We start from the raw sequence: 22,265 nt of genomic DNA on the forward strand, positions 1-22,265 counted from the left end.
CGTCAGTCGGCGATGTCTTCGACGGGATCGGCCACCATCGGCGCGCCGGCTTCCGCCGCGTCCCCGCCACGCTCGCGATAGGTCGCCGGCGGCACGCCGAACTGCTTGCGGAACTCGCGACCGAGGTGCGACGCGTCGGCGAACCCGCAGCTCGACGCGATATCGGCGACGGTGCGGTCGGAGCTGGTCAGCAGCCACGCGGCCGTGCGCAGCCGCACCTGCTTCGCGAACGCCTGCGGGCTCTTGCCCGTCTCGGCCTTGAACAGCCGCTCGAGCTGGCGCGTCGACATGTCGAGCTTGCACGCGAGCTCCTCGAGCGGCAGCGCGCGCCCGACGTGCTGTTCCATCAGGAGAATCGCGCGCTTGACCTTCGGGTGCGTGGCTGGCTCGAGGCCCGGCGGATGCGGCTGCGGCGCATTGCCTTTCTGCATCTCGCCGACGAGCAGGATGCGCAGCGCCTTCTGCACGGTCGCATGGTCGAAATGGCGCAGCAGGATCGCGGCGGCGACGTCGATCGACGCGCGCCCGCCCGAGCAGGTGATCCGGCGCCGGTCGATCACGAACAGGCGATCGGCGATCAGCAGGTCGGGATCGGCGCTCGGGAAGCGCTCGATGAAATCCCAGTAGTGGAACCAGCTCACGCAGGTGCGGTAGCCGTCGAGTACGTTCGCGCGCATCAGCGTAAACACGCCCGTGCAGATCCCGACCACCGTCGCGCCGCCCGCCGCCGCGCGGCGGATGAACTCGAGCGTTTCGGGGCCGGCTTGCGGCCCCGAATGCAGCAACCCGCCGACCACGACCACGTAGTCGAACGGCTCGGCCCCGTCGAAGGTTTCCCACGGCGTGATCTGGATCCCGCAACTCGCGCGCACCGGCGCGAGCGTTTCGCCGATCACGCTCCACGCGCAGCGCACGGGCTTGCTGTAGTCGCCGTCGTCGGCCGACAGCCGCAGCATGTCGACGAAACCCGAGAAGGCCGTCAGCGTGAAGTTCGGCAGCAGCACGATGCCGAAACGGATGCGCTGCGGCGCGGGTTCGGCGAGGGGGGAGGCGGGTACGTCGGGTGTCATCACGGTCAATCTCGTCACGCCGGGAAGGCGGGTCTCACTCGTTTCACTCTGTTTGCGGGCAGGTCTGCCGGGCGCTGCCAACGCCGGTCGACTTGTGCTTTTGCGTCGCGAACCATCGCCAAAACGCACTTTCGGACCGTCCTGCACGGGGCTTGGCGGCGCTATCCCACGCCGATGCCGTTTTTGTTCTATCGGCCAATTTTACGCTTTGATGTACTGATGCCAACGACATTTCACGTACGCCTACCCAGAGGAAGCCAGATGAACGTCAGCGCGTTCGACCTGTTCAAGATCGGTATCGGCCCGTCCAGTTCGCACACGGTCGGCCCGATGATCGCCGCGTGCCGCTTCGCGTCGCACATCGAGGACGCGAACCTGCTCGGCTTCGTGCGCCGCGTGCGGGTCGAACTATACGGCTCGCTCGGTGCAACGGGCAAGGGCCACGGCACCGACAAGGCGGTGCTGCTCGGCCTCGAGGGCCATCTGCCGGACACGATCGATCCGGACCTGATCGAGCCGCGGCTCGCCGAGATCCGCGCGGAGAAGTCGCTGTCGCTGCTCGGCAAGCAGGCGATCCGCTTCGAAGAGAAGGAGAACATCGGCTTCTATCGCAAGCTGATGAGCGGCACGAGCATCGTGCACCCGAACGGGATGCGCTTCCAGGCGTTCGACGAGCACGGCCAGCTGCTGGTCGAGAAAGAGTATTACTCGGTCGGCGGCGGCTTCGTCGTGAACCGTGACGGCGATCGCGTGAACGGCGTGCGCGCTGCCGCCGAAGTGCCGTATCCGTTCCGTACCGGTGACGACCTGATGCGCCAGTGCCGCGAACACGGGCTGTCGATCGCCGAGCTGATGCTGCGTAACGAATCCGCGCTGCGTCCGGCCGACGAAGTGCGCGCGGGGCTGCTGGCGATCTGGCGCACGATGGCTGCCTGCGTCGAGCGTGGCTGCAAGGTCGAGGGCGACCTGCCGGGCCCGATGCGCGTGAAGCGCCGCGCGGCCGAACTGAACGGGCGCCTGCGGGCGCGTTCGGAAGAGTCGCTGCGCGATCCGCTGTCGATGCTCGACTGGGTCAACCTGTATGCGATGGCCGTCAACGAGGAGAACGCGGCGGGCGGCCGGGTCGTCACCGCGCCCACGAACGGCGCGGCCGGCGTGATTCCCGCGGTGCTGCACTACTACGTGAAATTCGTACCGGGCTCGAACGAAGCCGGCATCGTCGAATTCCTGCTGACGGCCGCAGCGATCGGGATCATCTACAAGGAAACCGCGTCGATCTCCGGTGCGGAAGTCGGTTGCCAGGGCGAAGTAGGCGTCGCGTGCTCGATGGCCGCCGCCGCGCTCGCCGCGGTGATGGGCGGCACGCCCGACCAGGTCGAGAACGCGGCCGAGATCGGCATGGAGCACAACCTCGGCATGACCTGCGATCCGGTCGGCGGGCTCGTGCAGATCCCGTGCATCGAGCGCAATGCGATGGGCGCGATCAAGGCGCTGAACGCGTCGCGCATGGCGCTCAAGGGTAACGGCCAGCACTACGTATCGCTCGATTCGGTGATCAAGACGATGCGCGAGACGGGTGCCGACATGAAGACGAAATACAAGGAAACGTCGCGCGGCGGTCTTGCCGTGAACGTCATCGAATGCTAAACGAAGGATCACTAACATGAGCCGCTACTCGATATTCAGCCTGTTCCGCAACGGCCTCTCGTATCACGAGAACTGGGAGAAGCAGTGGAAGAGCCCGGAACCGAAGAAGGAATACGACGTCGTGATCGTCGGCGGCGGCGGCCACGGCCTCGCGACCGCGTACTACCTCGCGAAGGAGCACGGGATCACGAACGTCGCGATCCTCGAGAAGGGCTGGATCGGCGGCGGCAACACCGCGCGCAACACGACGATCGTGCGCTCGAACTACCTGTGGGACGAATCGGCTGCGCTGTACGAGAAGGCGATGAAGCTGTGGGAAGGGCTGTCGCAGGACCTGAACTACAACGTGATGTTCAGCCAGCGCGGCGTGATGAACCTCGCGCACACGCTGCAGGACGTGCGTGACACCGAGCGCCGCGTGAACGCGAACCGGCTGAACGGCGTCGATGCCGAATTCCTGACACCCGCGCAGATCAAGGAAATCGAGCCGACGATCAACCTGAACAGCCGCTACCCGGTGCTCGGCGCATCGATCCAGCGCCGTGCGGGCGTCGCGCGTCACGACGCGGTGGCCTGGGGCTTCGCGCGCGGCGCGGACCGCGCCGGTGTCGACATCATCCAGAACTGCCAGGTGACGGGCATTCGCCGCGAAGGCGGCGCGGTGGTCGGCGTCGACACGGTGAAGGGCTTCATCAAGGCGAAGAAGGTCGCGGTGGTCGCAGCCGGCAACACGACGACGCTCGCCGACATGGCCGGCGTGCGTTTGCCGATCGAGAGCCACCCGCTGCAGGCGCTGGTGTCCGAGCCGATCAAGCCGGTGGTCAACTCGGTGATCATGTCGAACGCGGTGCACGCGTACATCAGCCAGTCCGACAAGGGCGACCTCGTGATCGGCGCGGGTATCGACCAGTACACGGGCTTCGGCCAGCGCGGCAGCTTCCACATCATCGAAAGCACGCTCCAGGCGATCGTCGAGATGTTCCCGGTGTTCTCGCGCGTGCGAATGAACCGTCAGTGGGGCGGCATCGTCGACGTGTCGCCGGACGCGTGCCCGATCATCACCAAGACCGACGTGAAGGGCCTCTATTTCAACTGCGGCTGGGGTACCGGCGGCTTCAAGGCGACGCCGGGCTCGGGCTGGGTGTTCGCACACACGATCGCCCGCGACGAACCGCATCCGCTGAACGCGCCGTTCGCGCTCGACCGCTTCTACACGGGCCACCTGATCGACGAGCACGGCGCCGCTGCCGTTGCGCACTAAACCCGACGACCATTGGAGAAAGAAACATGTTGCTGATCGAATGTCCGTGGTGCGGGCCGCGCGCCGAATCCGAGTTCACGTGCGGCGGTGAAGCCGACATCGCGCGCCCGGTTGCCAGCGAGAACATGACCGACCGCGAATGGGGCGAATACGTGTTCATGCGCGAGAACAAGCGCGGGCTGCACCGCGAGCAGTGGCTGCACACGCAGGGCTGCCGCCGCTGGTTCAAGGTCACGCGCGACACGGTGACCTACGATATCAAGGGTTACGAAAAGTTCGGCGGGGCTGCCATCAGTGGCGCAGCTGCCGGCAACGCACACGAAGAGGGCACGAGCAAATGAGCCAGAAAGACCGCCTCGGCACCGGTGGCCGCATCAATCGCGCGATTCCGCTGACGTTCACGTTCAACGGCCGCACGTATCAGGGCTTCCAGGGCGACACGCTCGCGTCCGCGCTGCTCGCGAACGGCGTGCACTTCGTCGCGCGCAGCTTCAAGTACCACCGTCCGCGCGGGATCGTGACGGCGGACGTCGCGGAACCGAATGCCGTCGTGCAGCTCGAGTCCGGCCCGTACACGGTGCCGAACGCGCGTGCGACCGAAATCGAGCTGTACCAGGGCCTCGTCGCGACGAGCGTGAACGCCGAGCCGTCGCTCGAGAACGACAAGTACGCGATCAACCAGAAGTTCTCGCGCTTCATGCCGGCCGGGTTCTACTACAAGACCTTCATGTGGCCGCGCAACATGTGGCCGAAGTACGAAGAGAAGATCCGCGAGGCCGCCGGCCTCGGCAAGGCGCCCGAGGTGCTCGACGCCGATCGCTACGACAAATGCTACGCGCACTGCGACGTGCTCGTGGTCGGCGGTGGCCCGTCGGGCCTCGCCGCCGCGCATGCGGCCGCAACGGCCGGTGCACGTGTGATCCTCGTCGACGACCAGCGCGAACTCGGCGGCAGCCTGCTGTCGTGCCGCGCCGAGATCGACGCGAAGCCGGCGCTGCAGTGGGTCGAGAAGATCGAGGCCGAACTGCGCAAGCTGCCCGACGTGACGATCCTGTCGCGCAGCACCGCGTTCGGCTACCAGGACCACAACCTCGTGACGGTCACGCAGCGCCTGACCGATCACCAGCCGGTGTCGATGCGCAAGGGCACCCGCGAGCTGCTGTGGAAGGTCCGCGCGAAGCGCGTGATCCTTGCGACCGGCGCACACGAGCGTCCGATCGTGTTCGGCAACAACGACCTGCCGGGCGTGATGCTCGCCGGCGCGGTGTCCACCTACGTGCATCGCTACGGCGTGCTGCCGGGCCGCAACGTGGTCGTGTTCACGAACAACGACCGTGCGTACCAGACCGCGCTCGACCTGAAGGCATGCGGCGCGAAGGTGACGATCGTCGATTCGCGCGCATCGTCGAACGGTGCGCTGCCCGCGGCCGCGAAGCGGCAGGGCGTGACGGTGATGAGCGGTGCGGTCGTGACGGCCGCTTCGGGCAAGTGGCGCGTATCGTCGGTCGACGTCGCGTCCTACTCGAACGGCCAGACCGGCGGCAAGCTGCAGTCGCTGCCGTGCGACCTCGTCGCGATGTCGGGCGGCTTCAGCCCGGTGCTGCACCTGTTCGCGCAGTCGGGCGGCAAGGCGTGCTGGAACGACGAGAAGGCGTGCTTCCTGCCGGGCAAGCCCGTCCAGGCCGAGGCGAGCATCGGTGCGGCCGCGGGCGAGTTCGGTCTCGCCCGTGCGCTGCGGCTCGCGGTCGATGCGGGCGCCGAAGCGGCGAAGGCCGCAGGCTTCACGGCCGCGCAGCGCCCCGTCGCGCCGCAGGTTGCGGAAACCGTCGAAGGCGCGCTGCAGCCGTTGTGGCTCGTCGGCAGCCGCGAGGCCGCCGCACGCGGGCCGAAGCAGTTTGTCGACTTCCAGAACGACGTGGCGGCCGCCGACATCCTGCTGGCTGCGCGCGAAGGCTTCGAGTCGGTCGAGCACGTGAAGCGCTATACGGCGATGGGCTTCGGTACCGACCAGGGCAAGCTCGGCAACATCAACGGGATGGCGATCCTCGCGCAGGCGCTCGGCAAGACGATTCCGGAAACGGGCACGACGACGTTCCGCCCGAACTACACGCCCGTGTCGTTCGGTACGTTCGCGGGCCGCGAGACGGGCGACTTCCTCGACCCGATCCGCAAGACGGCCGTGCATGAATGGCACGTCGAGCACGGCGCGATGTTCGAAGACGTCGGCAACTGGAAGCGGCCGTGGTACTTCCCGAAGAACGGCGAGGACCTGCATGCGGCCGTGAAGCGCGAATGCCTCGCGGTGCGCAACAGCGTCGGCATCCTCGACGCGTCGACGCTCGGCAAGATCGACATCCAGGGTCCGGACGCGGTGAAGCTGCTGAACTGGATGTACACGAACCCGTGGAACAAGCTCGAAATCGGCAAGTGCCGCTACGGGCTGATGCTCGACGAGAACGGGATGGTGTTCGACGACGGCGTGACGGTGCGCCTCGCCGACCAGCATTTCATGATGACGACCACCACCGGCGGCGCGGCGCGCGTGCTGACGTGGCTCGAGCGCTGGCTGCAGACCGAATGGCCCGACATGAAGGTGCGGCTCGCGTCCGTCACCGATCACTGGGCGACGTTCGCGGTGGTCGGCCCGAAGAGCCGCAAGGTCGTGCAGAAGGTGTGCCAGGACATCGACTTCGGCAACGAGGCGTTCCCGTTCATGAGCTACCGGAACGGCACGGTCGCGGGCGCGAAGGCGCGCGTGATGCGGATCAGCTTCTCCGGCGAACTCGCCTATGAAGTGAACGTGCCGGCCAATGCGGGCCGCGCCGTGTGGGAAGCGCTGATGGCGGCGGGTGCCGAGTTCGACATCACGCCGTACGGCACCGAGACGATGCACGTGCTGCGCGCGGAGAAGGGCTACATCATCGTCGGCCAGGACACCGACGGCTCGATCACGCCGTACGACCTCGGGATGGGCGGCGTAGTCGCGAAGTCGAAGGACTTCCTCGGCAAGCGTTCGCTGACGCGCTCGGATACCGCGAAGGAGGGCCGCAAGCAGTTCGTCGGCCTGCTGACCGAGGACGAACAGTTCGTGCTGCCGGAAGGCGCGCAGATCATCGCGAAGGACACGCAGGTGTCGGCGGTCGATCCGACGCCGATGATCGGCCACGTGACGTCGAGTTATTACAGCCCGATCCTCAAGCGCTCGATCGCGCTGGCGGTGGTGAAGGGCGGCCTGAACAAGATGGGCGAGAGCGTCGTGATTCCGCTGGCCAACGGCAAGCGCATCACCGCGAAGATCTCGAGCCCGGTTTTCTACGATACCGAAGGGGTGCGCCAGCATGTGGAATGAAACGAGAAACCAGACGCCGGTGGCGGGTGCGGGCGTGACGCTTGAATCGCCGTTCGTCGGTGCGGCCGATGTGCTGAAGCCGCACCAGGCGCGCGCATCGAAGAAGTTCATGCTGCGCGAGCGGCCGTTCCTCGATCTCGTGAACGTGCGCGGCGAGTTGAGCGACCCGGCATTCGTCAGCGCGTTCGAGCGCGTGGTCGGCTGCCGGCCGCCGTCGGCACCGAACACGGTGGCGCGCGGTGCCGAGTACGACGTGCTGTGGCTCGGTCCCGACGAGTGGCTCGTGCGCTCGAACGGGCCGGTGCAGGCGGGCGTGCTCGAGGCGCAACTCGCGGAGGCCGTGCAGGGTTCGTATGCGGCGGCCGTCGACGTCGGCAGCGGCTACACGGTCGTCGAGGTCAGCGGCGAACGCGTGCGTGACGTGATCGCGCGCGGCTGCCCGCTGGACCTGCATCCGCGCGTGCTCAAGCTGGGCCAATGCGCGCAGTCGCACTACTTCAAGTCGCCGATCACGCTGATCCCCACCGGCGACGATACGTTCGAGATCGTTCTGCGTCGCAGCTTCGCCGACTATTTCGTGCGCATCATGCTCGACGCCGCGGCGCCGCTCGCATCATGAAGCCGTTCGACGAACCGTTCGTGGCGATCGACGCGCCGCGCCTGCGCGGGCGCGGCTGGAGCGTGTTCGTCGACGAATTGAAGGTGCCCGCGCGGATCGGCATCCACGCGCACGAACACGAGGCGCCGCAGCCGATCGTGATCGATGCGCGGCTCGGGTATCGCTGCGAACCGAGCGAGCAGGGCGAGTGGATCGACTACGACGGCTACTGCGCACGCGTCGCGTCGTTCCTGGCGCACAAGCCGCATACGCGGCTGCTCGAAACGCTCGTCGCCGATCTTGCGGTGCTGTCGTTCCGCGAATGGCCCGCGCTGGAGTCGCTGACGCTGTCGATGTACAAGCCGAAGATCCGGCCGGGCACGAAGCGTGTCGGCGTGTCGCTCGACTGGACGCGTGGCGATTACCTGCGGTGGACGGGGGCGGCGGGGCAGCTGTGAACAGGCGGGGCCGGATCGGGAGGGGAGGCGATCCGGTCAACGCGACGCGGCGGCGCGGATGCGTCGCCGTGTTGCTTTCAGTTCCTGAAATATCAGAACGATGGCCGGTCACGAACCATTGCCGTCTGTATTCCTGAAATATCAGAACGATGCGTCATTCAGTCGTTCGACTGATGGCACGCAGCTCGCCGGCAATCGCCACGACACCGATCCATCATGTCGCAGCGATTGCCCCAGGCGACTACCTCACACCGCGGCCGCGCCGCTCAACGCCGGATAGTCGACATACCCGCGCGCATCGCCGCCGAAGAACGTATCGCGCTGCGCGTCGTTCATCGGTGCGCCAGTCTTCACCCGCGTCACGAAATCCGGATTGGCGAGCACCATCTGGCCGTAGGCTTCGAGGTCGGCGAGGCCCGACGTCACATCCGCGCCGATCGCGTCGCGCGCGCGGCCCGGGCGGTTCAGGATCAACGTACCGCGCCAGCCTGCACGGAGGTCCGCGAGTAGCGACTCGTCGCCCTGATGCATCACGTGCAGGTAAGCGAGGCCGAGCGGGTCGAGCTGCGTCGCCAGATGGCGGTACAGGTCGGCGCTTTCCGGACCTTCGTTGATCCCCCACAGCGTGGTGCCGGGCGACAGGCGGATGGCGGTGCGATCCGCGCCGATCTCGTCGGTGATCGCGGTGGCCACTTCGACCGCGAAACGCGCACGATTCTCGATCGAGCCGCCGTATTCATCGGTGCGCGTATTGGCGTTCGGCGCGAAGAACTGCTGGACCAGATACCCGTTCGCACCGTGAATCTCGACGCCGTCGGCGCCAGCTTCGATCGCGCGCCGCGCGGCGACGCGGAAGTCGTTCACCGTGTCGCGCACCTCGGCCGTCGTCAGCGCGCGCGGCGCCGGGATGTCCTGCATGCCCGTCGCGGTGAACATCGGCACGCCCGGCGCGATCGCCGACGGCGCGACGCCCTGGCGGTGATGCGGCGTGTTGTCGGGGTGCGACATGCGTCCCACGTGCATCAGCTGGATGAACAGCCGGCCGCCGCGTGCATGCACGGCGTCGCTGATCGCCTTCCAGCCGGCGACGTGCGCATCGGTGTAGATGCCGGGCGTCATCAGGTAACCCTGGCCGTCGTCCGACGGCTGTGTGCCTTCGGTGACGATCAGGCCGAGGCCCGCGCGCTGCGCGTAGTACTCGGCGGTCCATGCGCCGGGCGTGCCGTCGAACGCGGCACGGCTGCGCGTCATCGGCGCCATCACGAGGCGGTTGTGCAGCGTGTACCGGCCAACACGGACCGGAGCGAAGAGTTGCGGCGTGTCCTGGCCGGCGCGGGCGGGAACGAACAGTTGTTTCATCGCGGATTTCCTCGTCGAAGTTCGGGATCCGGCATCGGGGCGATGCCGGATCGGGCGGCGGCCGTGCGCGGTGCGCGGACCTCGCGTCCATATCGGCATCATCCATTGCTTCCTTTTCGAGATAAACTGGGTATCGTGGAGCACATTGATCCAATGATGGAGCAGTCAGCATGGAACTGCTGAACGACATGGCGCTGTTCGTGGAGGTCGTGAAGGCGCACGGCTTTCGCAGTGCCGCACAGGCGCTGGGCATGCCGAACTCGACGTTGTCGCGGCGGATCGGCGCGCTGGAAAAGGCGATCGGGCTGCGGCTGCTGCATCGCACGACGCGCCGGATCGAGCTTACGGAGGCCGGCCAGCTGTACTTCGAGCGCTGCAAGCGCATCGTCGACGAGGCGCGGCTCGCGCACGAGCAGCTTGGCGGGCTGCTGGCCGAACCCGCGGGCGTGTTGCGCGCGTCGTTTCCGGTCGATTTCGCGGTGATCTACCTGACGCCGTTGCTCGTCGAATTCGCGAACCGTTACCCGAAGCTGACCTTCGATTTCGAGCTGACGTCACGCCGCGTCGACCTGGTGAGCGAGCCGTTCGACGTCGCGATCCGCATCGGCGAATCGGCGGACTCGCAACTCGTCGCGCGGCGGCTCGCGACGTTCCGCAATTACCTGTATGCGTCGCCACGCTATCTCGAACGCTCGGGCGAGCCGCTCGAACCGGACGACCTGACGCGGCACCAGTGCCTGAGCGTGCAACGCCTCACCGCGTGGACGCTGCGTCGCGGCGAGCGCGCGGTCGAGGTGCCGGTGGGCGGCCGGTTCGTCGTGAACAGCGTCGGCATGAACCGGCAACTGGCCGTGAACGACGCGGGGATCATCCAGTTGCCGGAGGAAGTGGTGGCCGACGACCTCGCCGCCGGCCGGCTGCGCCGCGTGCTGCCCGAATGGGAGGGGGCGCCGGTGCCGGTCTACGCGATGACGGAAACGCGCCTGCTGCCCGCGAAGACGCAGCATTTCATCGAGTTTCTGCGCGCGCATTTCGCGCGCGAGTGATGGACGGCGTGTGACGTGCCGCTGCTCAGTGCGGCGCGTCCGCCTGCGCTGCCCACTTCTTCAGGATGCGCACGCGCGCCTGGCTGAAGTCGATCCAGCAGTTCATCCACGCGTCGCCCGGCATCATCTGCTGCGGATTGGCGGCCTTCACGTAGTCGCAGGTATCGCCGGCGAAGCGGGCCCAGCTCGCCTGCGATTTCGCGAGCCGGCTCGCCGCGTCGGGGTTGCGTTGTGCGAGCTTGCGCTCGAGCGACCGGTACGCGTTGTCGACCTGCTGTTGGTGGTCGTCGAGCACGCAGCGCCGCACGGCTTCCATCGTCGGTCCCTGCTGTTCGCAGTCGACGGCGGCGCATGCCGGTAGAGGGCCGGCCGACAGTGCGGCGACGGCGAGCAGGCCGGCAGCATGGCGCATGCGCGGGGCGGTCCGAAAGCGGTCGCGGGGGGCCGGTAACACTTACTTCGTGTTGCGGTTTGCAGACGGAGCCGGGGACGGATCGCTGACCGGCATCATGTGCGCCTTCCCGTCGTTCACGGCATGCGCGTCGTCGTCGGGTTCCAGCACGAAGCGGAACGTGTCGACCCGCTGCATCACCTTCGCCGCGTACGCATTCGACCCGCCGTAGTTCCTCAGCCCGGCCTGCACGTTGCCGCCGGCCGCGCGCACGTAACCCGACAGGATCCTGGAACCGGCCTCGACGTTCGCATTCGGCTCGGTCAGATCCTTCACGTCGCGCAGCATGCCGCGGTGTGCGGCCGGCACGACCTGCATCAGCCCGGTCGCGCCATGCTGGCCGCGGGCCTTTTCCTGGAAGCGCGATTCGATCGAGATAATGGCGTAAACGAGTGCCGGAGGCAGCGAATATTTCGTGGCAGTGATGCTCACGATATCGGCGAGCTTCGCGGCCCGCTCTTTCGCGACGCCGAATTTCTTCGTCAGGTAGGACGTGATGCGACGGTTTGCTTCGTTCGGCTGATCGTTCGCGAGCGGTGCGGACGCCTCGCTCGGCGCGGATGCGATCGCTTCGGGCGCGGATGCAGGCAGCGCGGGCGCTTGCTGCGCCGATGCCTGTTGCGCAATGCCGAGCGAAAGCACGATCAGCCAGAAAAACCGTCGTCGCATGGTGGAGTGCGGGGTATGGGGAGGCGCATAGTATATCGGCCAATCGCCGCGTGCGTTCGAGCGCAGGCTCGAGTGAAAGCGCGGTGTAGGCTTGTGTCGATGCGCCGTTCGATCGCAGCCGGTGCCGGATCGTTGCATGAGCACGCATCGGAGTCCGGATGAACCCGGCCGGATTGTTCCTCGCGTTCCCCCCTTTTTCATGCATGGCGCCGCGGCAGGAGATGATCCGCGCCGTCGCCCGGTGGGCCTACACGCGCCGCGCGCTCGCCACCCGCGCAAGCGCGCCGATCGCATCGCTGACCAGCACCGCGAGCAGCCCGACGATCACGCCGCCCTGCAGCACGAACGCGGTGTTCGACGTCTGCAGGCCCGCGATGATCACGTCGCCGAGCCCGCGCGCGGCTACCGTCGAACCGATCGTCGCGGTGCCGAGATTGATCACGACCGCGAGCCGGATGCCATTCACGATCACCGGCAACGCGAGCGGCAGTTCGACCGACACCAGTTGCTGCCAGCCGCTCATCCCCATCCCGCGCGCGGCTTCGACGACGTCGCGCGGCACGTCCTCGAGCCCCGCGATGGTGCTCTCGAAAATCGGCAGGAGACCGTACAGCACGAGCGCGATCAGCACGGGCTTCAGCCCGAAGCCGACGGCCGGCACCGCCAGCGCGAGCACCGCGACGGGCGGAAAGGTCTGGCCGATGTCGACGACGCTGCGCGCGACCGGCAGGAAATCCGCGCCGGCCGGCCGCGTGACCGCGATGCCGGCCGCGACCGCGACCAGCGTGCCGATCAGGCTCGACAGCGCAACGGTGCCGAGGTGCGCGAGCGTGAGATCGAGCAGGCTCGCGCGATCGTAGATGACCGGCGCGCCGTTGTCCGCGAATGGCGCGAACACGTCCTGCAGCCATGCGGGACGCAGCAGCAAGACCAGCAGCAGCGCGAGCGCGGCGGTGCGCGCCGCATACGCGGGCAGCCGCCGCGACCGGGTCGAACGCGCGGGCCGCTTCGTCATGCGGGCTTCCTCGCGTGCGCGCGGATCGCGTCGAGCGTGATGCGGCGCGGCCCGCGCCCGCGCCCGTTGCCGTCGTCGACCGGCAGCGCATCCGCGCCGCGCCACAGCAGCTCCGACACCGCGTCGCGCAGCGTGCGCGTCGCCGCGATTGGTTCGCCGTCGGCATGGCCGGGCTCGGCCACCGCGTCGATCGGCGTCAGCGCGAGCAGCCGCAGCGGCCGGTCGACGCCTGCGACGAGCTGCTCTACGACGCCCGCCGCCGGCTTGCCGAGAATCTCGGCAGGGGACGCGACCTGCAGCAGCCGGCCGCCATCCATCACCGCGATCGTGTCGCCGAGCTTCAGTGCTTCCTCGATATCGTGCGTGACGATCACGACCGTGATGCCGAGGCGGCGCTGCAGCGCGTACAGATCGTCCTGCGCCTTGTTGCGGATGATCGGATCGAGCGCGCCGAACGGCTCGTCCATCAGCAGCATCGCGGGCTCGGCCGCGAGCGCGCGCGCGACGCCGACACGCTGCTGCTGGCCGCCCGACAGTTCGTGCGGCAGCTTGTCCGCGAATTCGGACGGTGCGAGATGAAACAGTTCCAGCAGTTCGCGCACGCGCGCGTCGATGCGCGCGGCCGGCCAGCCGAGCAGGCGCGGCACGGTCGCGATATTGCGTGCGACGCTCCAGTGCGGAAACAGGCCGTGCCCCTGGATCACGTAGCCGATGCGCCGCCGCAGCTGCTCGGGCGGCACGCTCGCGGTGTCGACGCCGTCGATGCGGATCGTGCCGCTGGTCGGCGCGATCAGCCGGTTGATCATCCGCAGCAAGGTCGACTTGCCGCTGCCCGATGCGCCGACGAGCGCGGTGATCGTGCCTTGCTGCATCGTCAGCGAGACGTCGTCGACGGCGGCGATGTCGCCGAAGCGTTTGCCGATGCGTTCGATCTCGATCATGCTGCAGGCCCCTTCGCGAGCGAGGTCGCGGCTTCGAACACGACGGCGGCCGCCAGCGCGAGCGCGATCGTCGGGATCGCGCCGAGCAGCACGAGATCGGCGGCCGATTGCCCGATCCCCTGGAAGATGAAGGTGCCGAACCCGCCGCCGCCGATCAGCGCGGCGACCGCGGTCAGGCCGATGTTCTGCACGAGCACGATGCGCACGCCGCTCAGGATCACCGGGAGCGCGAGCACGAGGTCGACGCGCAGCAGCCGCTGCGCGCGCGTCATGCCCATCGCACGGGCCGCCTCGGTCACGTGCGGCGGCACCTGCGCGAGCCCGACCACGACGCTCGACGCGATCGGCAGCAGCGAATACAGGAACAGCGCAAGCACGGCCGGCGCGACGCCAATGCCGCGGATGCCGAGCGCGGCCGCGAGCGGCACGTGCGCGGCGAGCAGGCCGAGCGGCGCCATCATCAGCCCGTACATCGCGATGCTCGGGATCGTCTGCACGATATTGAGCACCGGCATCACGACGGTTCGCACCGGCGCGACCCGCGCGCACGCGATGCCGAGCGGCAGGCCGGCAACGAGCGCGGCCGCGACCGAGCCGCCCGCGAGCGACACGTGCCGGATCGCTTCGCGCCAGAAGTCGTCGCTGCGCACCGCGTATTCGCGCATCACGGAGAGGCCGTCCCACCAGCCGCCGGCGAGCGGCATCGAAATCGCTGCGATAGCGACGACGAGCGCGACGAGGCGTCGCCACGGGCCGAATGCGAGCCGCGCAAGCGCGTCCGCGACGAGCACAGCCCACGCGAACAACAGCAGCCAGATGCCCGCCGCGGGCGACACGCGCGCGAGCATGTCGTCGGGCGCGACGACGTGCGTCGCGGCCGCGCCGACCGCATAGGCCAGCGTCGCGAGCCATGCACAGCCGGCCGCGAGCCGCCAGGCGGGGCGGCTCGCCGTCATCGCCCACAGCGCGCCGACGATCCATAGCGCGGCGAGCGCGGCCCCCTGCGCGGCGGGCAGCGCGGCGAACACCGACAGCCCGGTGCCGGCCGCGATGCGGTTCGGCCGCAGCACCATGAACGGCAGGCCGAACACCGCAACGATCGTCAGTATGCCGATCAGGATGCCGACCTTGTCGAGCGTCATGCGCCGCGCGGACGCCGCCGCGCGACCCGTCATTTAACGAAGCCCTTCGACTTCAGGTAGCTCGTTGCCACGCCGGCCGCCGGCTCGCCGTTGATCTGGATGCGCGCGTTCAGCGTCTGCAGCGTCTTCAGGTCGAGGCTCGCGAACACCGGCTTCAGATAGTCGGCGATTTGCGGATGCGCTTTCAGCACGGCTTCGCGAATCACCGGCGTCGGCGCATAGACGGGCTGCACGTGCTTGTCGTCGTCGAGCACGGCCAGGCCGCTCGATGCGATGCCGCCGTCGGTGCCGTACACCATCGCCGCGTTCACGCCGTCGGTCTGGTTCGCGGCGGCCTTGATCGTCGCGGCCGTGTCGCCGCCCGACAGCACGACGAGTTGCTCGGGTTTCAGCTTGAAGCCGTACGCCTTCTCGAACGACGGCAGCGCGGAGGCGCTGTTCACGAATTCGGCCGACGCCGCGAGCTTCAGCTTGCCGCCGCCCGCGACCCACTTGCCGAAATCGGAGAAGGTCTTCAGGTGTTGCGCTTGCGCGACGGGCGCGAGCACGGCGACGCCCCACGTGTTGTTCGCGGGCGCGGGCGCGAGCCAGACGAGATGGTTCGCCGCGTAGTCGAGCTTCTTCGCGGTGTCGTAGCCCTGGCTCGCGTTCTTCCAAACGGGATCGTCGGCCTTGTTGAAGAAGAACGCGGCGTTGCCCGTGTATTCGGGGTAGATGTCGATCTCGCCGCTCGTGAGCGCCTTGCGCACGATCGGTGTCGTGCCGAGCGCGATCTTTTCAGTGACGGGGATGCCGTGGGCCTTCAGCACCTGCGCGATGACGTTGCCGAGCAGGTTGCCTTCGGTGTCGATCTTCGACGACACCACGACGGGCGTGTCGGCGTGCGCGCCGGGGGCGACGACGACGGCGGCGAGCGCGAGGCCCAGGATCCGGGCGGGCAGGGCGAGCTTCATCAGGGGACAATCTCCAGAACGGGGACGTACGCCGAAAGTTACTTGACTGAGTCGGCTTTGGCAAACCGCGCGCGGCGGCACGTCCACAGCATGCGTGGGGGTAACCCGCACGCATCACGCACCGTTGTTACACTGGAACGCATTCTCGCCTGCGGACAATTGCTGACATGAAGCCTGAGTTGCTGGTCCTTATCGCGCTGCGCGGCGACGCGCACCACCAGATCGCCGCGTCATACGACGTGCACTATGCGCCGACTGCCGAGGAGCGTGTGCGCGCGATCGCCGAACACGGCCGCACGATTCGCGCGGTGCTGACCAACGGCAGCACGGGCCTCACCGCTGCCGAGATCGATCACCTTCCGCAGCTCACGTTCGTCAGCGCGCTCGGCGCCGGCTACGAGCACATCGACGTCGCACATGCGCAGGCGCGCGGCATCACCGTCGTCACGGGCGCGGGCACCAACGACGATTGCGTTGCCGATCACGCGTTCGCGCTGCTGCTGGCGGCGGTGCGCAACGTCGTGCAACTCGATGCCAAGACCCGCGCTGGCGTGTGGCGCGACGCGCTGCAGATGCCGCCGAATGTATCGGGCAAGAAGCTCGGCATCGTCGGGCTCGGCAAGATCGGCGAGAAATGCGCGCGTCGCGCGGCTGGCTTCGACATCGAGACGGGTTATCACAACCGTGCTGCGAAGGATGTTCCGTATCGCTATTTCGAGCGCGTCGACGCGCTCGCGCACTGGGCCGATTTCCTGATCGTCGCGACGCCGGGCGGCGCGGGCACGCGCCACCTGATCGACCGCACGGTGCTCGATGCGCTCGGCCCCGGCGGGTTTCTCGTCAACGTGTCGCGCGGCAGCGTTGTCGATACCGCTGCGTTGGCGGACGCGTTGCGCGAACGGCGCATCGCGGGCGCGGCGCTTGACGTGTATGAAGGCGAGCCGGAGCCGCCGCGCGCGCTGACCGCGCTCGACAACGTCGTGTTGACGCCGCACATGGGTGGCTGGTCGCCGGAGGCGCTCGATCGTTCGGTGCAGCAGTTCCTCGACAATGCCGCGCGGCATTTCGCCGGGGAGCCGGTGCTGACACCGGTGTGAGCGGCGGCCGGGGGCGGCGCGTGCGTCGGGTGTGAAAGGCGCGCGGCGATGTGGTTCAACCTCGGCGTGTCGTTCGTGTTCATGTTCTTCTTCCGCGGCTGGGGCACGCTGGCCGCCGTGATTTCGGTCGCGACGGTCATCTCGTTTCTGACCGGGCCGGTCAGCGTGATGGCGCTGCGCACGCACGCGGCCGATCTGCCGCGCCCGCTGCGGATCGCGGGCATGCCGATCGTCGCGCCGTTCGCGTTCGTCTGTGCGTCGCTGGTGCTGTACTGGGCATGCTGGCCGTTGACGGGGCAAATCATCCTGCTGATCGTCGCGGCGCTGCCGATCTACCTGTATTACCAGTCGAAGAGCGGGTGGGCCGACTTCCGCGCGGAGTTGCGCTCGGCGTGGTGGCTGCTGGCCTACCTGCCGGTGATGGCGCTGCTGTCGCTGTGCGGCGAGCAGGCGTTCGGCGGGTACGGGATCATCCCGGACGGATGGGACTTGTTCGCGGTGGTGATCGTGGCGCTGGCGTTCTATCGCCGGGGTGTCGCCAGCGGGCGGCGCACGACTTATCTGCGTGAATACGCGACGGTGCAGCGGGCGGGTTCGGCGGAGGACGACACGCCCTTGCCCGTGACGCACGCCGGCTGACGCTCGGGGGCGGCGACGCGGTGTAGTGCGCGTGCGGTCGTTCACCACCACACGCGCATCACTCGGACAACCGCGCGCGGTTGCGCAGTCCGGGTCAGGACGAAACCAGCGGCACCGTGACCGACGTGCCTGCCGGATCGAGCGCGAGCCCCGTGCCCGGGGTCGGCCGCAGCGTCGCCTCGCTGTCGCTCGACAGCACGACGAGGCCGAGCGTGTGACCGGCTTCGAGCTTGTAGTCGCGCGGCATGAACGTCAGCTTCAGGTCATACGGCATGCCCGGCAGCACGGGTGCCGACAGCCAGTCCGACACCCGGTTGCGCGGGTCGGTCCAGGCACGCGTGACGATCGTTGCCGTGCCGTCCGGTGCGCGATCGACGAGCAGCGCCGTCACGTTCGCCACGCCGGTGAAGGTCAGCCGCACGCGCGCGATCGCGGTGCCGGACAGGCGCGTCGCGGCCGTGAACGGGGCGGTCTCGAAGCGACTGCGGTTTGCACCGGTCGGCGTGTTGGCCAGCGTGAGCGCGGGAATCCGTGCATCGTCGGTGAAGCGCGCGAGCGGGCCGCCACCCGGCGTCCGCAGCAGCGTGCCGGTGCCCGCGCCGTCGCCGCCCGCGAAATACACGACCGGCGTGACCTGGCGGGCGGCCCAGTCCGCTTCCTTCAGCAGCGTGCCGTCGGCCTGCTCGATCACCGCGCGCGGATCGCGTTCGACGCCGTTGTCGAAGCCGATCAGGTAGCGCGTGAACCAGCGGTTCACCTCCGCGGTCCATGCAGCACCCATCGCCGGCACGCGGGTCGGGTCGGTGTGCTTCAGGCGATGCAGCCACAGCTGGGTCGGCACGCCCTGGCGCCGCATCGCGAGATACCACGACGTCGACTGGTCGGTGCGGACGTTGTCGTCGGTCAGCCCCTGCGCGACGAGGGCCGGCGCGACCGCGTGCGCGGTCGGAATGTCGCGCGCGGCCCAGAACGACGAATAGTCGCCCGTCGTGCGGTCCTCCTGCTGCAACGCTTCGTCGATCAGGTGCGTGCAGCGCTCCGGATGCGCGTTCGTCAGCAGCGCCTTGATATAGACATCGACGTCCTCGCCCTGATAGCCCTCCGGCGCGCGCACCAGGCCGCCCGAGCGGTAGTAGCCGTACATGTTCGACAGCCCGGCGATCGGCACGATCGCGTCGAGCCCGCGCGTGCGCAGGCTCGCGACCATCTTCGGCAGCGTGCCGTCGTACGACACGCCGTACATGCCGACGTGGCCCGTCGACCAGTTCGCGACCACCGGCTTGCCGGTCGCATCCTGCGCGGTCGCGTCGCGGCCGAGCCAGCGGATCACCGACGCCATCGCGACGGATTCGTCGCGCGTGAGGATCGTCGGGCAGCCGTCGGAACCGGCGGTGCCGAGCGAATCCGCATAGACGATCGTGAAGCCGCGCTGCACGAAGTAGCCTTCGATCCATGAGCGGCCGGCAGCGGCCGCTTCGAGTTGCTGCAGCATCCTCGGTTGCGGCGCCGCGGCCATGATGCGCGTGGATACGGTGGCGGATGCCGCCGCCGCGGGATGCGGCGTGCCGTCGAGTTCGACGTCGACGTTGTGATCCGGGCTGTCGGCGAGGCCCGCGTAGTACGGGCTTGCGAGCACGATGACGGGCGTGCGCGCGCCGTTCGCGGTTTCGGACGGGCGCACGATCCGCACGTGAATGCGATCGCGTTTGCCGTCGCCGTCGGAATCGACCTGCGTGTCGACCCACGCGTTTTCCTCGATCGTGCCGCCCGACAACGACGGCTGTACCTGGCCGTTGCTGATCACCGGCTGATAGCGTCCGCCGCTGGCCGGATTCGCGTACGGGACGCCGGACGGCGACACGCGTCCTTGCGCGTTGTCGTCCTGTCCCTGTTGACCTTGACCTTGCGCGAGCGCGGACACGCCCGCCACGCTGCCGCCATCGTCACCGCCGCATGCGGCGAGCGTCGCGGCTGCCACGAGCGCGGGAAGCCATGCGCGCCGGGATCCTCTGAGATGAAATTGCATTGCCGACCTCGTTCTTTTGATTGTGTGGGTACGACCGGTCCGCGATACGCCCCCTGCGGGCCGGGCCGATTGCTACGTCCGACGAAGACGAAACTGCAGCATCGGGAAAGCGCCGGGCGAAACGCCCGGGTGTAACGGCCGGTGTCGACGCGCGCGATGCGGCGCAACGCCGTCATGAACGCAGGAGTACGAATCAAATTCGTGCATGTCTGACGTCCTTCCGGATGCAACGGAACGACCTGATTCGATGAGGCGGGGATGTTGCGAGCTGCGGTGCTGCGCTGCGAAAAACACGACACGACGCGCGTGCGGCGACGGAATGAAACGGATCGGCGGTTTCTGCCGCGCCGCGCGTCGTGGTGGCTTGCCGGTTCGCGTTTGCTTTCCGGAAGCTTGCGCAAACGTTATCTCAGTGAAAACGCCGTGTCAAACTTTTTTAGCTGTGACTAAATAAAGTTTTATCGAGTCGCCGGTGCGGGGCGTGCGGGACGTGCGCCGCGATGGCATTGCGCGTGTTCGGCGACGCGCAGGTCAAGGCTTCATGTCGCATCGCCCAATGCAAAGCGGGCGGTGACGAAACGTGTTCGTCACCGCCCGCTCGCGTCGTACTGTCTCCCATCCCCGAACGCCGGCGCGGCCGTCATCCGTCGTCGGCCTTCGCCTGCAGATCCTTCAAACCCTGAATCACGACCAGCAGCGCGCGCCCGTGCTCGTCGGAGCCGTCCCATGCGTCGACGATCGCGTCGCGCAGCAGATCGTTGTAGCGGCGGCGTGCCGGGCGGGTATCGACGCCGTAGAAACTGCATAGCTTGTTGAATGGCGCGCTGCGCCGCAGCCGATGCCCGTTAGACAGCCGCAGGCGCGACACGGTCGGCTGGCTGACCCCGGAAAGGCGCGCGATTTCACTGGACGAGCGCGTGTCCGCCATCAGACGGCGTAACAGGTCTTGTACAGGAAAATCGTGGTCCGGGGCTTCCATGCGATGCATTATACCTATACAGTTACGGTTGTTGAATGGGCTTGCTGTCACCAGCGAGGCTGTATCCCGAGAAAGTTGATGACACTGAAACACCTCCCTCCCACGTTCTGCTGGACGAAGATCGGTACCGAGTCCGGCGAGGAACTGCCGACCGTCGTGCTCCGCAAGGAATGGGAGCGCCGGCTTGGGGGCGGGCGTTTTCTGTGGGGCATCAACCAGCCGCTCGGCAGCAGCGCGCAAGTCGCCGCGCATCGCACGGGCTCGTTGCTCGCGCTGTTTTCGCCGGTCGCGTCGCGTACGCGGCCGGGCGAACGCAAGCGTGAGGACGCGCTGCTGTGGAATGCATGGGTCGACGCAAGCGGTCAGGTGCGGCCGCTGCCGCCGCACACGTTCATCGCGAGCCGCTCGACGCTGCCGTCGGGCCGGCGTCGCGAACAGCACTACGCACTCGTATGCGCATCGTCCACCGCGCTGACGGTCGGCACGCAATTGCGCGTGTTCCCCGATCACCTGCGCAGCGTGAGCACGGGCAAGCCGCTCGGCGTCGCGCAGGGCGCGGCCGTGGTCGACTGCATCGGGCGGGCGAAAGAACAAACCGGCAAGAGCTATCCGCTCGCGTTGTCGGTCGAACTCGAAGCGCCGTATTTCGTGCGGCTCGCGCAGCCGTGCGTGCTGAAGGCGCGCGATCTCGCCGACGTGAACAAGGCCACGCGCGCCGGCGATTTCGATCGCTTCGTCGAACTGGTCGCGCGCCTGCGCGGCATGTCGCCGACGGATGCCGTGCGCGGTGTCACGCGCGACCTGTTCGACGTGCCGCCGATCGAAACGGCGGCCGCCTATGTCGCGCCCGCGCATGTCGCGCGGTTGCGCAGCCGGCCCGCGGCCGAGCATCCGCGCGAGCCCACCGGCGATCTGTTCGACCTGTCGCCGGCCGAAGCGGCCGCGTTTGGCGGTCTCGCGCATCCGCGCATCGGGCGCGCATGAGGTTCGCGCCGCCGAGGTGCGGCGCGTGACACACAACCGGGACGCTGAATGCGCGTGCAACGACACGCGCCGGTGCGGCTGCCGTATCGGCGCGCGCAAGAATTTGTTGCAATCTCGTCGTAGCGGATCGGCGAATGCGGAGCGACAATCGCCAGGAAGCGCGCCGCGCGGTGGCCGATGTATCGACAGGCAGTTGGCAATCGTTCATGCCGCCGACATGCGCACCACGCACACTGAGCGTCGGCTTGCTTCACACAGCAACCCTGAGGGGGAAGTGTCGATGTCGACCCACATCTGTTCGCGGGAAGCCCGGGCCGCGCAACGCTTCGTCGAAGCGACGCGCAACGTCGATCAGGCGTTTCGCGCCGTGCGCGGCGAAAGCGACGACGACATCTCGTCGGCCGAATATGCACGCGCGATGTCGCGCCTCGATCGCGCGCTCGACGAACTGGCGCGCGCGCAGGAATGCTTCGATCGTGTGGTGAGCGCCGACGCGGCGGGCGGCAACTGAGTTCGCGGCGCCGGCTTTCGCCTCCGCCGCCGTTTTTCGTTTTCGTTGTTCGCCGCGTCGCTCGACGCTC

At 68.0% G+C, this 22,265-nt stretch carries 20 protein-coding genes and 1 pseudogene; 11 read left to right on the top strand and 10 right to left on the bottom strand.

Translation table 11 applies throughout. The features are described from left to right. Window positions 1-2: 2 nt before the first annotated feature. Window positions 3-1,070: a GlxA family transcriptional regulator gene (locus GEM_RS16390; protein WP_014898474.1), complete on the bottom strand. Its 1,068-nt coding sequence runs from the start codon at window positions 1,068-1,070 to the stop codon at window positions 3-5. 261 nt (window positions 1,071-1,331) lie between these two features. Between GEM_RS16390 and GEM_RS16395 the strand changes: the two genes are divergently transcribed. Genes GEM_RS16395 through GEM_RS16420 form a run of 6 tightly spaced genes read left to right on the top strand, consistent with a single transcriptional unit; the run spans window position 1,332 to window position 8,383 of the window. Continuing rightward, a complete protein-coding gene (locus tag GEM_RS16395; RefSeq protein WP_014898475.1) occupies window positions 1,332-2,717 on the top strand; it encodes an L-serine ammonia-lyase in 1,386 nt (461 codons plus the stop codon). Between the two features lie 16 nt (window positions 2,718-2,733). Further along, on the top strand, window positions 2,734-3,978 hold the full coding sequence (locus GEM_RS16400; protein WP_006480591.1) for a sarcosine oxidase subunit beta family protein: 1,245 nt from the start codon (window positions 2,734-2,736) through the stop codon (window positions 3,976-3,978). 26 nt (window positions 3,979-4,004) lie between these two features. After that, on the top strand, window positions 4,005-4,319 hold the full coding sequence (locus tag GEM_RS16405; RefSeq protein WP_014898476.1) for a sarcosine oxidase subunit delta: 315 nt from the start codon (window positions 4,005-4,007) through the stop codon (window positions 4,317-4,319). After that, window positions 4,316-7,327, top strand: a complete 3,012-nt coding sequence (locus GEM_RS16410) for a sarcosine oxidase subunit alpha family protein (RefSeq protein WP_014898477.1) — start codon at window positions 4,316-4,318, stop codon at window positions 7,325-7,327. The genes GEM_RS16405 and GEM_RS16410 overlap by 4 nt, the downstream gene beginning before the upstream one ends. Next, window positions 7,317-7,946, top strand: coding sequence for a sarcosine oxidase subunit gamma (locus tag GEM_RS16415; protein WP_014898478.1), 630 nt, complete (start codon window positions 7,317-7,319; stop codon window positions 7,944-7,946). Before GEM_RS16410 ends, GEM_RS16415 begins: the two co-directional genes overlap by 11 nt. Next, complete coding sequence (locus GEM_RS16420; protein WP_006489139.1) at window positions 7,943-8,383, top strand: dihydroneopterin aldolase; 441 nt, start codon at window positions 7,943-7,945, stop codon at window positions 8,381-8,383. Before GEM_RS16415 ends, GEM_RS16420 begins: the two co-directional genes overlap by 4 nt. Before the next feature lie 246 nt (window positions 8,384-8,629). Here the strand turns inward: GEM_RS16420 and GEM_RS16425 are convergent, their stop codons facing one another. Further along, complete coding sequence (locus tag GEM_RS16425) at window positions 8,630-9,742, bottom strand: alkene reductase (protein ID WP_014898479.1); 1,113 nt, start codon at window positions 9,740-9,742, stop codon at window positions 8,630-8,632. A 170-nt stretch (window positions 9,743-9,912) separates the two neighbouring features. On the opposite strand from GEM_RS16425, the gene GEM_RS16430 reads away from it, so the two are divergent. Continuing rightward, window positions 9,913-10,788: a LysR family transcriptional regulator gene (locus tag GEM_RS16430; protein ID WP_014898480.1), complete on the top strand. Its 876-nt coding sequence runs from the start codon at window positions 9,913-9,915 to the stop codon at window positions 10,786-10,788. Between the two features lie 25 nt (window positions 10,789-10,813). Here GEM_RS16430 and GEM_RS16435 read toward each other — a convergent pair whose 3' ends face one another. The 6 genes from GEM_RS16435 to osmF all read right to left on the bottom strand — a co-directional run bounded on the left by GEM_RS16435 (window position 10,814) and on the right by osmF (window position 15,959). Further along, window positions 10,814-11,200 (bottom strand): lysozyme inhibitor LprI family protein, encoded by a 387-nt coding sequence (locus GEM_RS16435; protein WP_041490712.1) that lies wholly within the window; start codon window positions 11,198-11,200, stop codon window positions 10,814-10,816. Window positions 11,201-11,242: 42 nt separating this feature from the next. Then, entirely contained in the window at window positions 11,243-11,908 is a 666-nt protein-coding gene (locus GEM_RS16440) for a lytic transglycosylase domain-containing protein (RefSeq protein ID WP_014898482.1), read from the bottom strand. A 247-nt stretch (window positions 11,909-12,155) separates the two neighbouring features. Further along, complete coding sequence (locus tag GEM_RS16445) at window positions 12,156-12,923, bottom strand: ABC transporter permease (RefSeq protein WP_014898483.1); 768 nt, start codon at window positions 12,921-12,923, stop codon at window positions 12,156-12,158. After that, a complete protein-coding gene (locus GEM_RS16450) occupies window positions 12,920-13,864 on the bottom strand; it encodes an ABC transporter ATP-binding protein (RefSeq protein ID WP_014898484.1) in 945 nt (314 codons plus the stop codon). The genes GEM_RS16445 and GEM_RS16450 overlap by 4 nt, the downstream gene beginning before the upstream one ends. Then, complete coding sequence (locus tag GEM_RS16455; protein ID WP_014898485.1) at window positions 13,861-15,039, bottom strand: ABC transporter permease; 1,179 nt, start codon at window positions 15,037-15,039, stop codon at window positions 13,861-13,863. Before GEM_RS16455 ends, GEM_RS16450 begins: the two co-directional genes overlap by 4 nt. Then, on the bottom strand, window positions 15,036-15,959 hold the full coding sequence (osmF, locus tag GEM_RS16460; RefSeq protein WP_014898486.1) for an ABC transporter substrate-binding protein: 924 nt from the start codon (window positions 15,957-15,959) through the stop codon (window positions 15,036-15,038). The genes GEM_RS16455 and osmF overlap by 4 nt, the downstream gene beginning before the upstream one ends. 167 nt (window positions 15,960-16,126) lie before the next feature. Between osmF and GEM_RS16465 the strand changes: the two genes are divergently transcribed. Then, window positions 16,127-17,056: a 2-hydroxyacid dehydrogenase gene (locus tag GEM_RS16465; RefSeq protein WP_014898487.1), complete on the top strand. Its 930-nt coding sequence runs from the start codon at window positions 16,127-16,129 to the stop codon at window positions 17,054-17,056. A 39-nt stretch (window positions 17,057-17,095) separates the two neighbouring features. Next, window positions 17,096-17,695 (top strand): annotated as a pseudogene (locus GEM_RS16470) (amino acid:proton symporter); the annotation flags it as partial. A gap of 94 nt (window positions 17,696-17,789) precedes the next feature. On the opposite strand, the gene GEM_RS16475 reads toward GEM_RS16470, so the two are convergent. Together GEM_RS16475 and GEM_RS16480 are read right to left on the bottom strand one after the other, a co-directional pair. Then, window positions 17,790-19,721 (bottom strand): Xaa-Pro dipeptidyl-peptidase, encoded by a 1,932-nt coding sequence (locus tag GEM_RS16475; protein WP_014898489.1) that lies wholly within the window; start codon window positions 19,719-19,721, stop codon window positions 17,790-17,792. 640 nt (window positions 19,722-20,361) lie between these two features. Further along, entirely contained in the window at window positions 20,362-20,700 is a 339-nt protein-coding gene (locus tag GEM_RS16480) for a helix-turn-helix domain-containing protein (protein ID WP_041490713.1), read from the bottom strand. Between the two features lie 78 nt (window positions 20,701-20,778). On the opposite strand from GEM_RS16480, the gene GEM_RS16485 reads away from it, so the two are divergent. Both GEM_RS16485 and GEM_RS32520 read left to right on the top strand, forming a co-directional pair. Further along, on the top strand, window positions 20,779-21,684 hold the full coding sequence (locus GEM_RS16485) for a hypothetical protein (RefSeq protein ID WP_014898491.1): 906 nt from the start codon (window positions 20,779-20,781) through the stop codon (window positions 21,682-21,684). 280 nt (window positions 21,685-21,964) lie between these two features. Next, window positions 21,965-22,195, top strand: coding sequence for a hypothetical protein (locus GEM_RS32520; protein ID WP_014898492.1), 231 nt, complete (start codon window positions 21,965-21,967; stop codon window positions 22,193-22,195). Window positions 22,196-22,265 lie beyond the last annotated feature (70 nt).

Origin of the sequence: Burkholderia cepacia GG4, assembly GCF_000292915.1 — a bacterium.
Classification (GTDB): Bacteria; Pseudomonadota; Gammaproteobacteria; order Burkholderiales; family Burkholderiaceae; genus Burkholderia; species Burkholderia cepacia_D.

Bases quoted from the DNA above. Each gene is read 5' to 3' on its own strand.
- GEM_RS16465 (WP_014898487.1), top strand. From the start codon at position 16,127: ATGAAGCCTGAGTTGCTGGTCCTTATCGCGCTGCGCGGCGACGCGCAC.
- GEM_RS16440 (WP_014898482.1), bottom strand. From the start codon at position 11,908: ATGCGACGACGGTTTTTCTGGCTGATCGTGCTTTCGCTCGGCATTGCG.
- GEM_RS16430 (WP_014898480.1), top strand. From the start codon at position 9,913: ATGGAACTGCTGAACGACATGGCGCTGTTCGTGGAGGTCGTGAAGGCG.
- GEM_RS16400 (WP_006480591.1), top strand. From the start codon at position 2,734: ATGAGCCGCTACTCGATATTCAGCCTGTTCCGCAACGGCCTCTCGTAT.
- GEM_RS16475 (WP_014898489.1), bottom strand. From the start codon at position 19,721: ATGCAATTTCATCTCAGAGGATCCCGGCGCGCATGGCTTCCCGCGCTC.
- GEM_RS16445 (WP_014898483.1), bottom strand. From the start codon at position 12,923: ATGACGAAGCGGCCCGCGCGTTCGACCCGGTCGCGGCGGCTGCCCGCG.
- GEM_RS16410 (WP_014898477.1), top strand. From the start codon at position 4,316: ATGAGCCAGAAAGACCGCCTCGGCACCGGTGGCCGCATCAATCGCGCG.
- GEM_RS16425 (WP_014898479.1), bottom strand. From the start codon at position 9,742: ATGAAACAACTGTTCGTTCCCGCCCGCGCCGGCCAGGACACGCCGCAA.
- GEM_RS16450 (WP_014898484.1), bottom strand. From the start codon at position 13,864: ATGATCGAGATCGAACGCATCGGCAAACGCTTCGGCGACATCGCCGCC.
- osmF (WP_014898486.1), bottom strand. From the start codon at position 15,959: ATGAAGCTCGCCCTGCCCGCCCGGATCCTGGGCCTCGCGCTCGCCGCC.
- GEM_RS16390 (WP_014898474.1), bottom strand. From the start codon at position 1,070: ATGACACCCGACGTACCCGCCTCCCCCCTCGCCGAACCCGCGCCGCAG.
- GEM_RS16435 (WP_041490712.1), bottom strand. From the start codon at position 11,200: ATGCGCCATGCTGCCGGCCTGCTCGCCGTCGCCGCACTGTCGGCCGGC.
- GEM_RS16405 (WP_014898476.1), top strand. From the start codon at position 4,005: ATGTTGCTGATCGAATGTCCGTGGTGCGGGCCGCGCGCCGAATCCGAG.
- GEM_RS16420 (WP_006489139.1), top strand. From the start codon at position 7,943: ATGAAGCCGTTCGACGAACCGTTCGTGGCGATCGACGCGCCGCGCCTG.
- GEM_RS16395 (WP_014898475.1), top strand. From the start codon at position 1,332: ATGAACGTCAGCGCGTTCGACCTGTTCAAGATCGGTATCGGCCCGTCC.
- GEM_RS16485 (WP_014898491.1), top strand. From the start codon at position 20,779: ATGACACTGAAACACCTCCCTCCCACGTTCTGCTGGACGAAGATCGGT.
- GEM_RS16480 (WP_041490713.1), bottom strand. From the start codon at position 20,700: ATGGAAGCCCCGGACCACGATTTTCCTGTACAAGACCTGTTACGCCGT.
- GEM_RS32520 (WP_014898492.1), top strand. From the start codon at position 21,965: ATGTCGACCCACATCTGTTCGCGGGAAGCCCGGGCCGCGCAACGCTTC.
- GEM_RS16415 (WP_014898478.1), top strand. From the start codon at position 7,317: ATGTGGAATGAAACGAGAAACCAGACGCCGGTGGCGGGTGCGGGCGTG.
- GEM_RS16455 (WP_014898485.1), bottom strand. From the start codon at position 15,039: ATGACGGGTCGCGCGGCGGCGTCCGCGCGGCGCATGACGCTCGACAAG.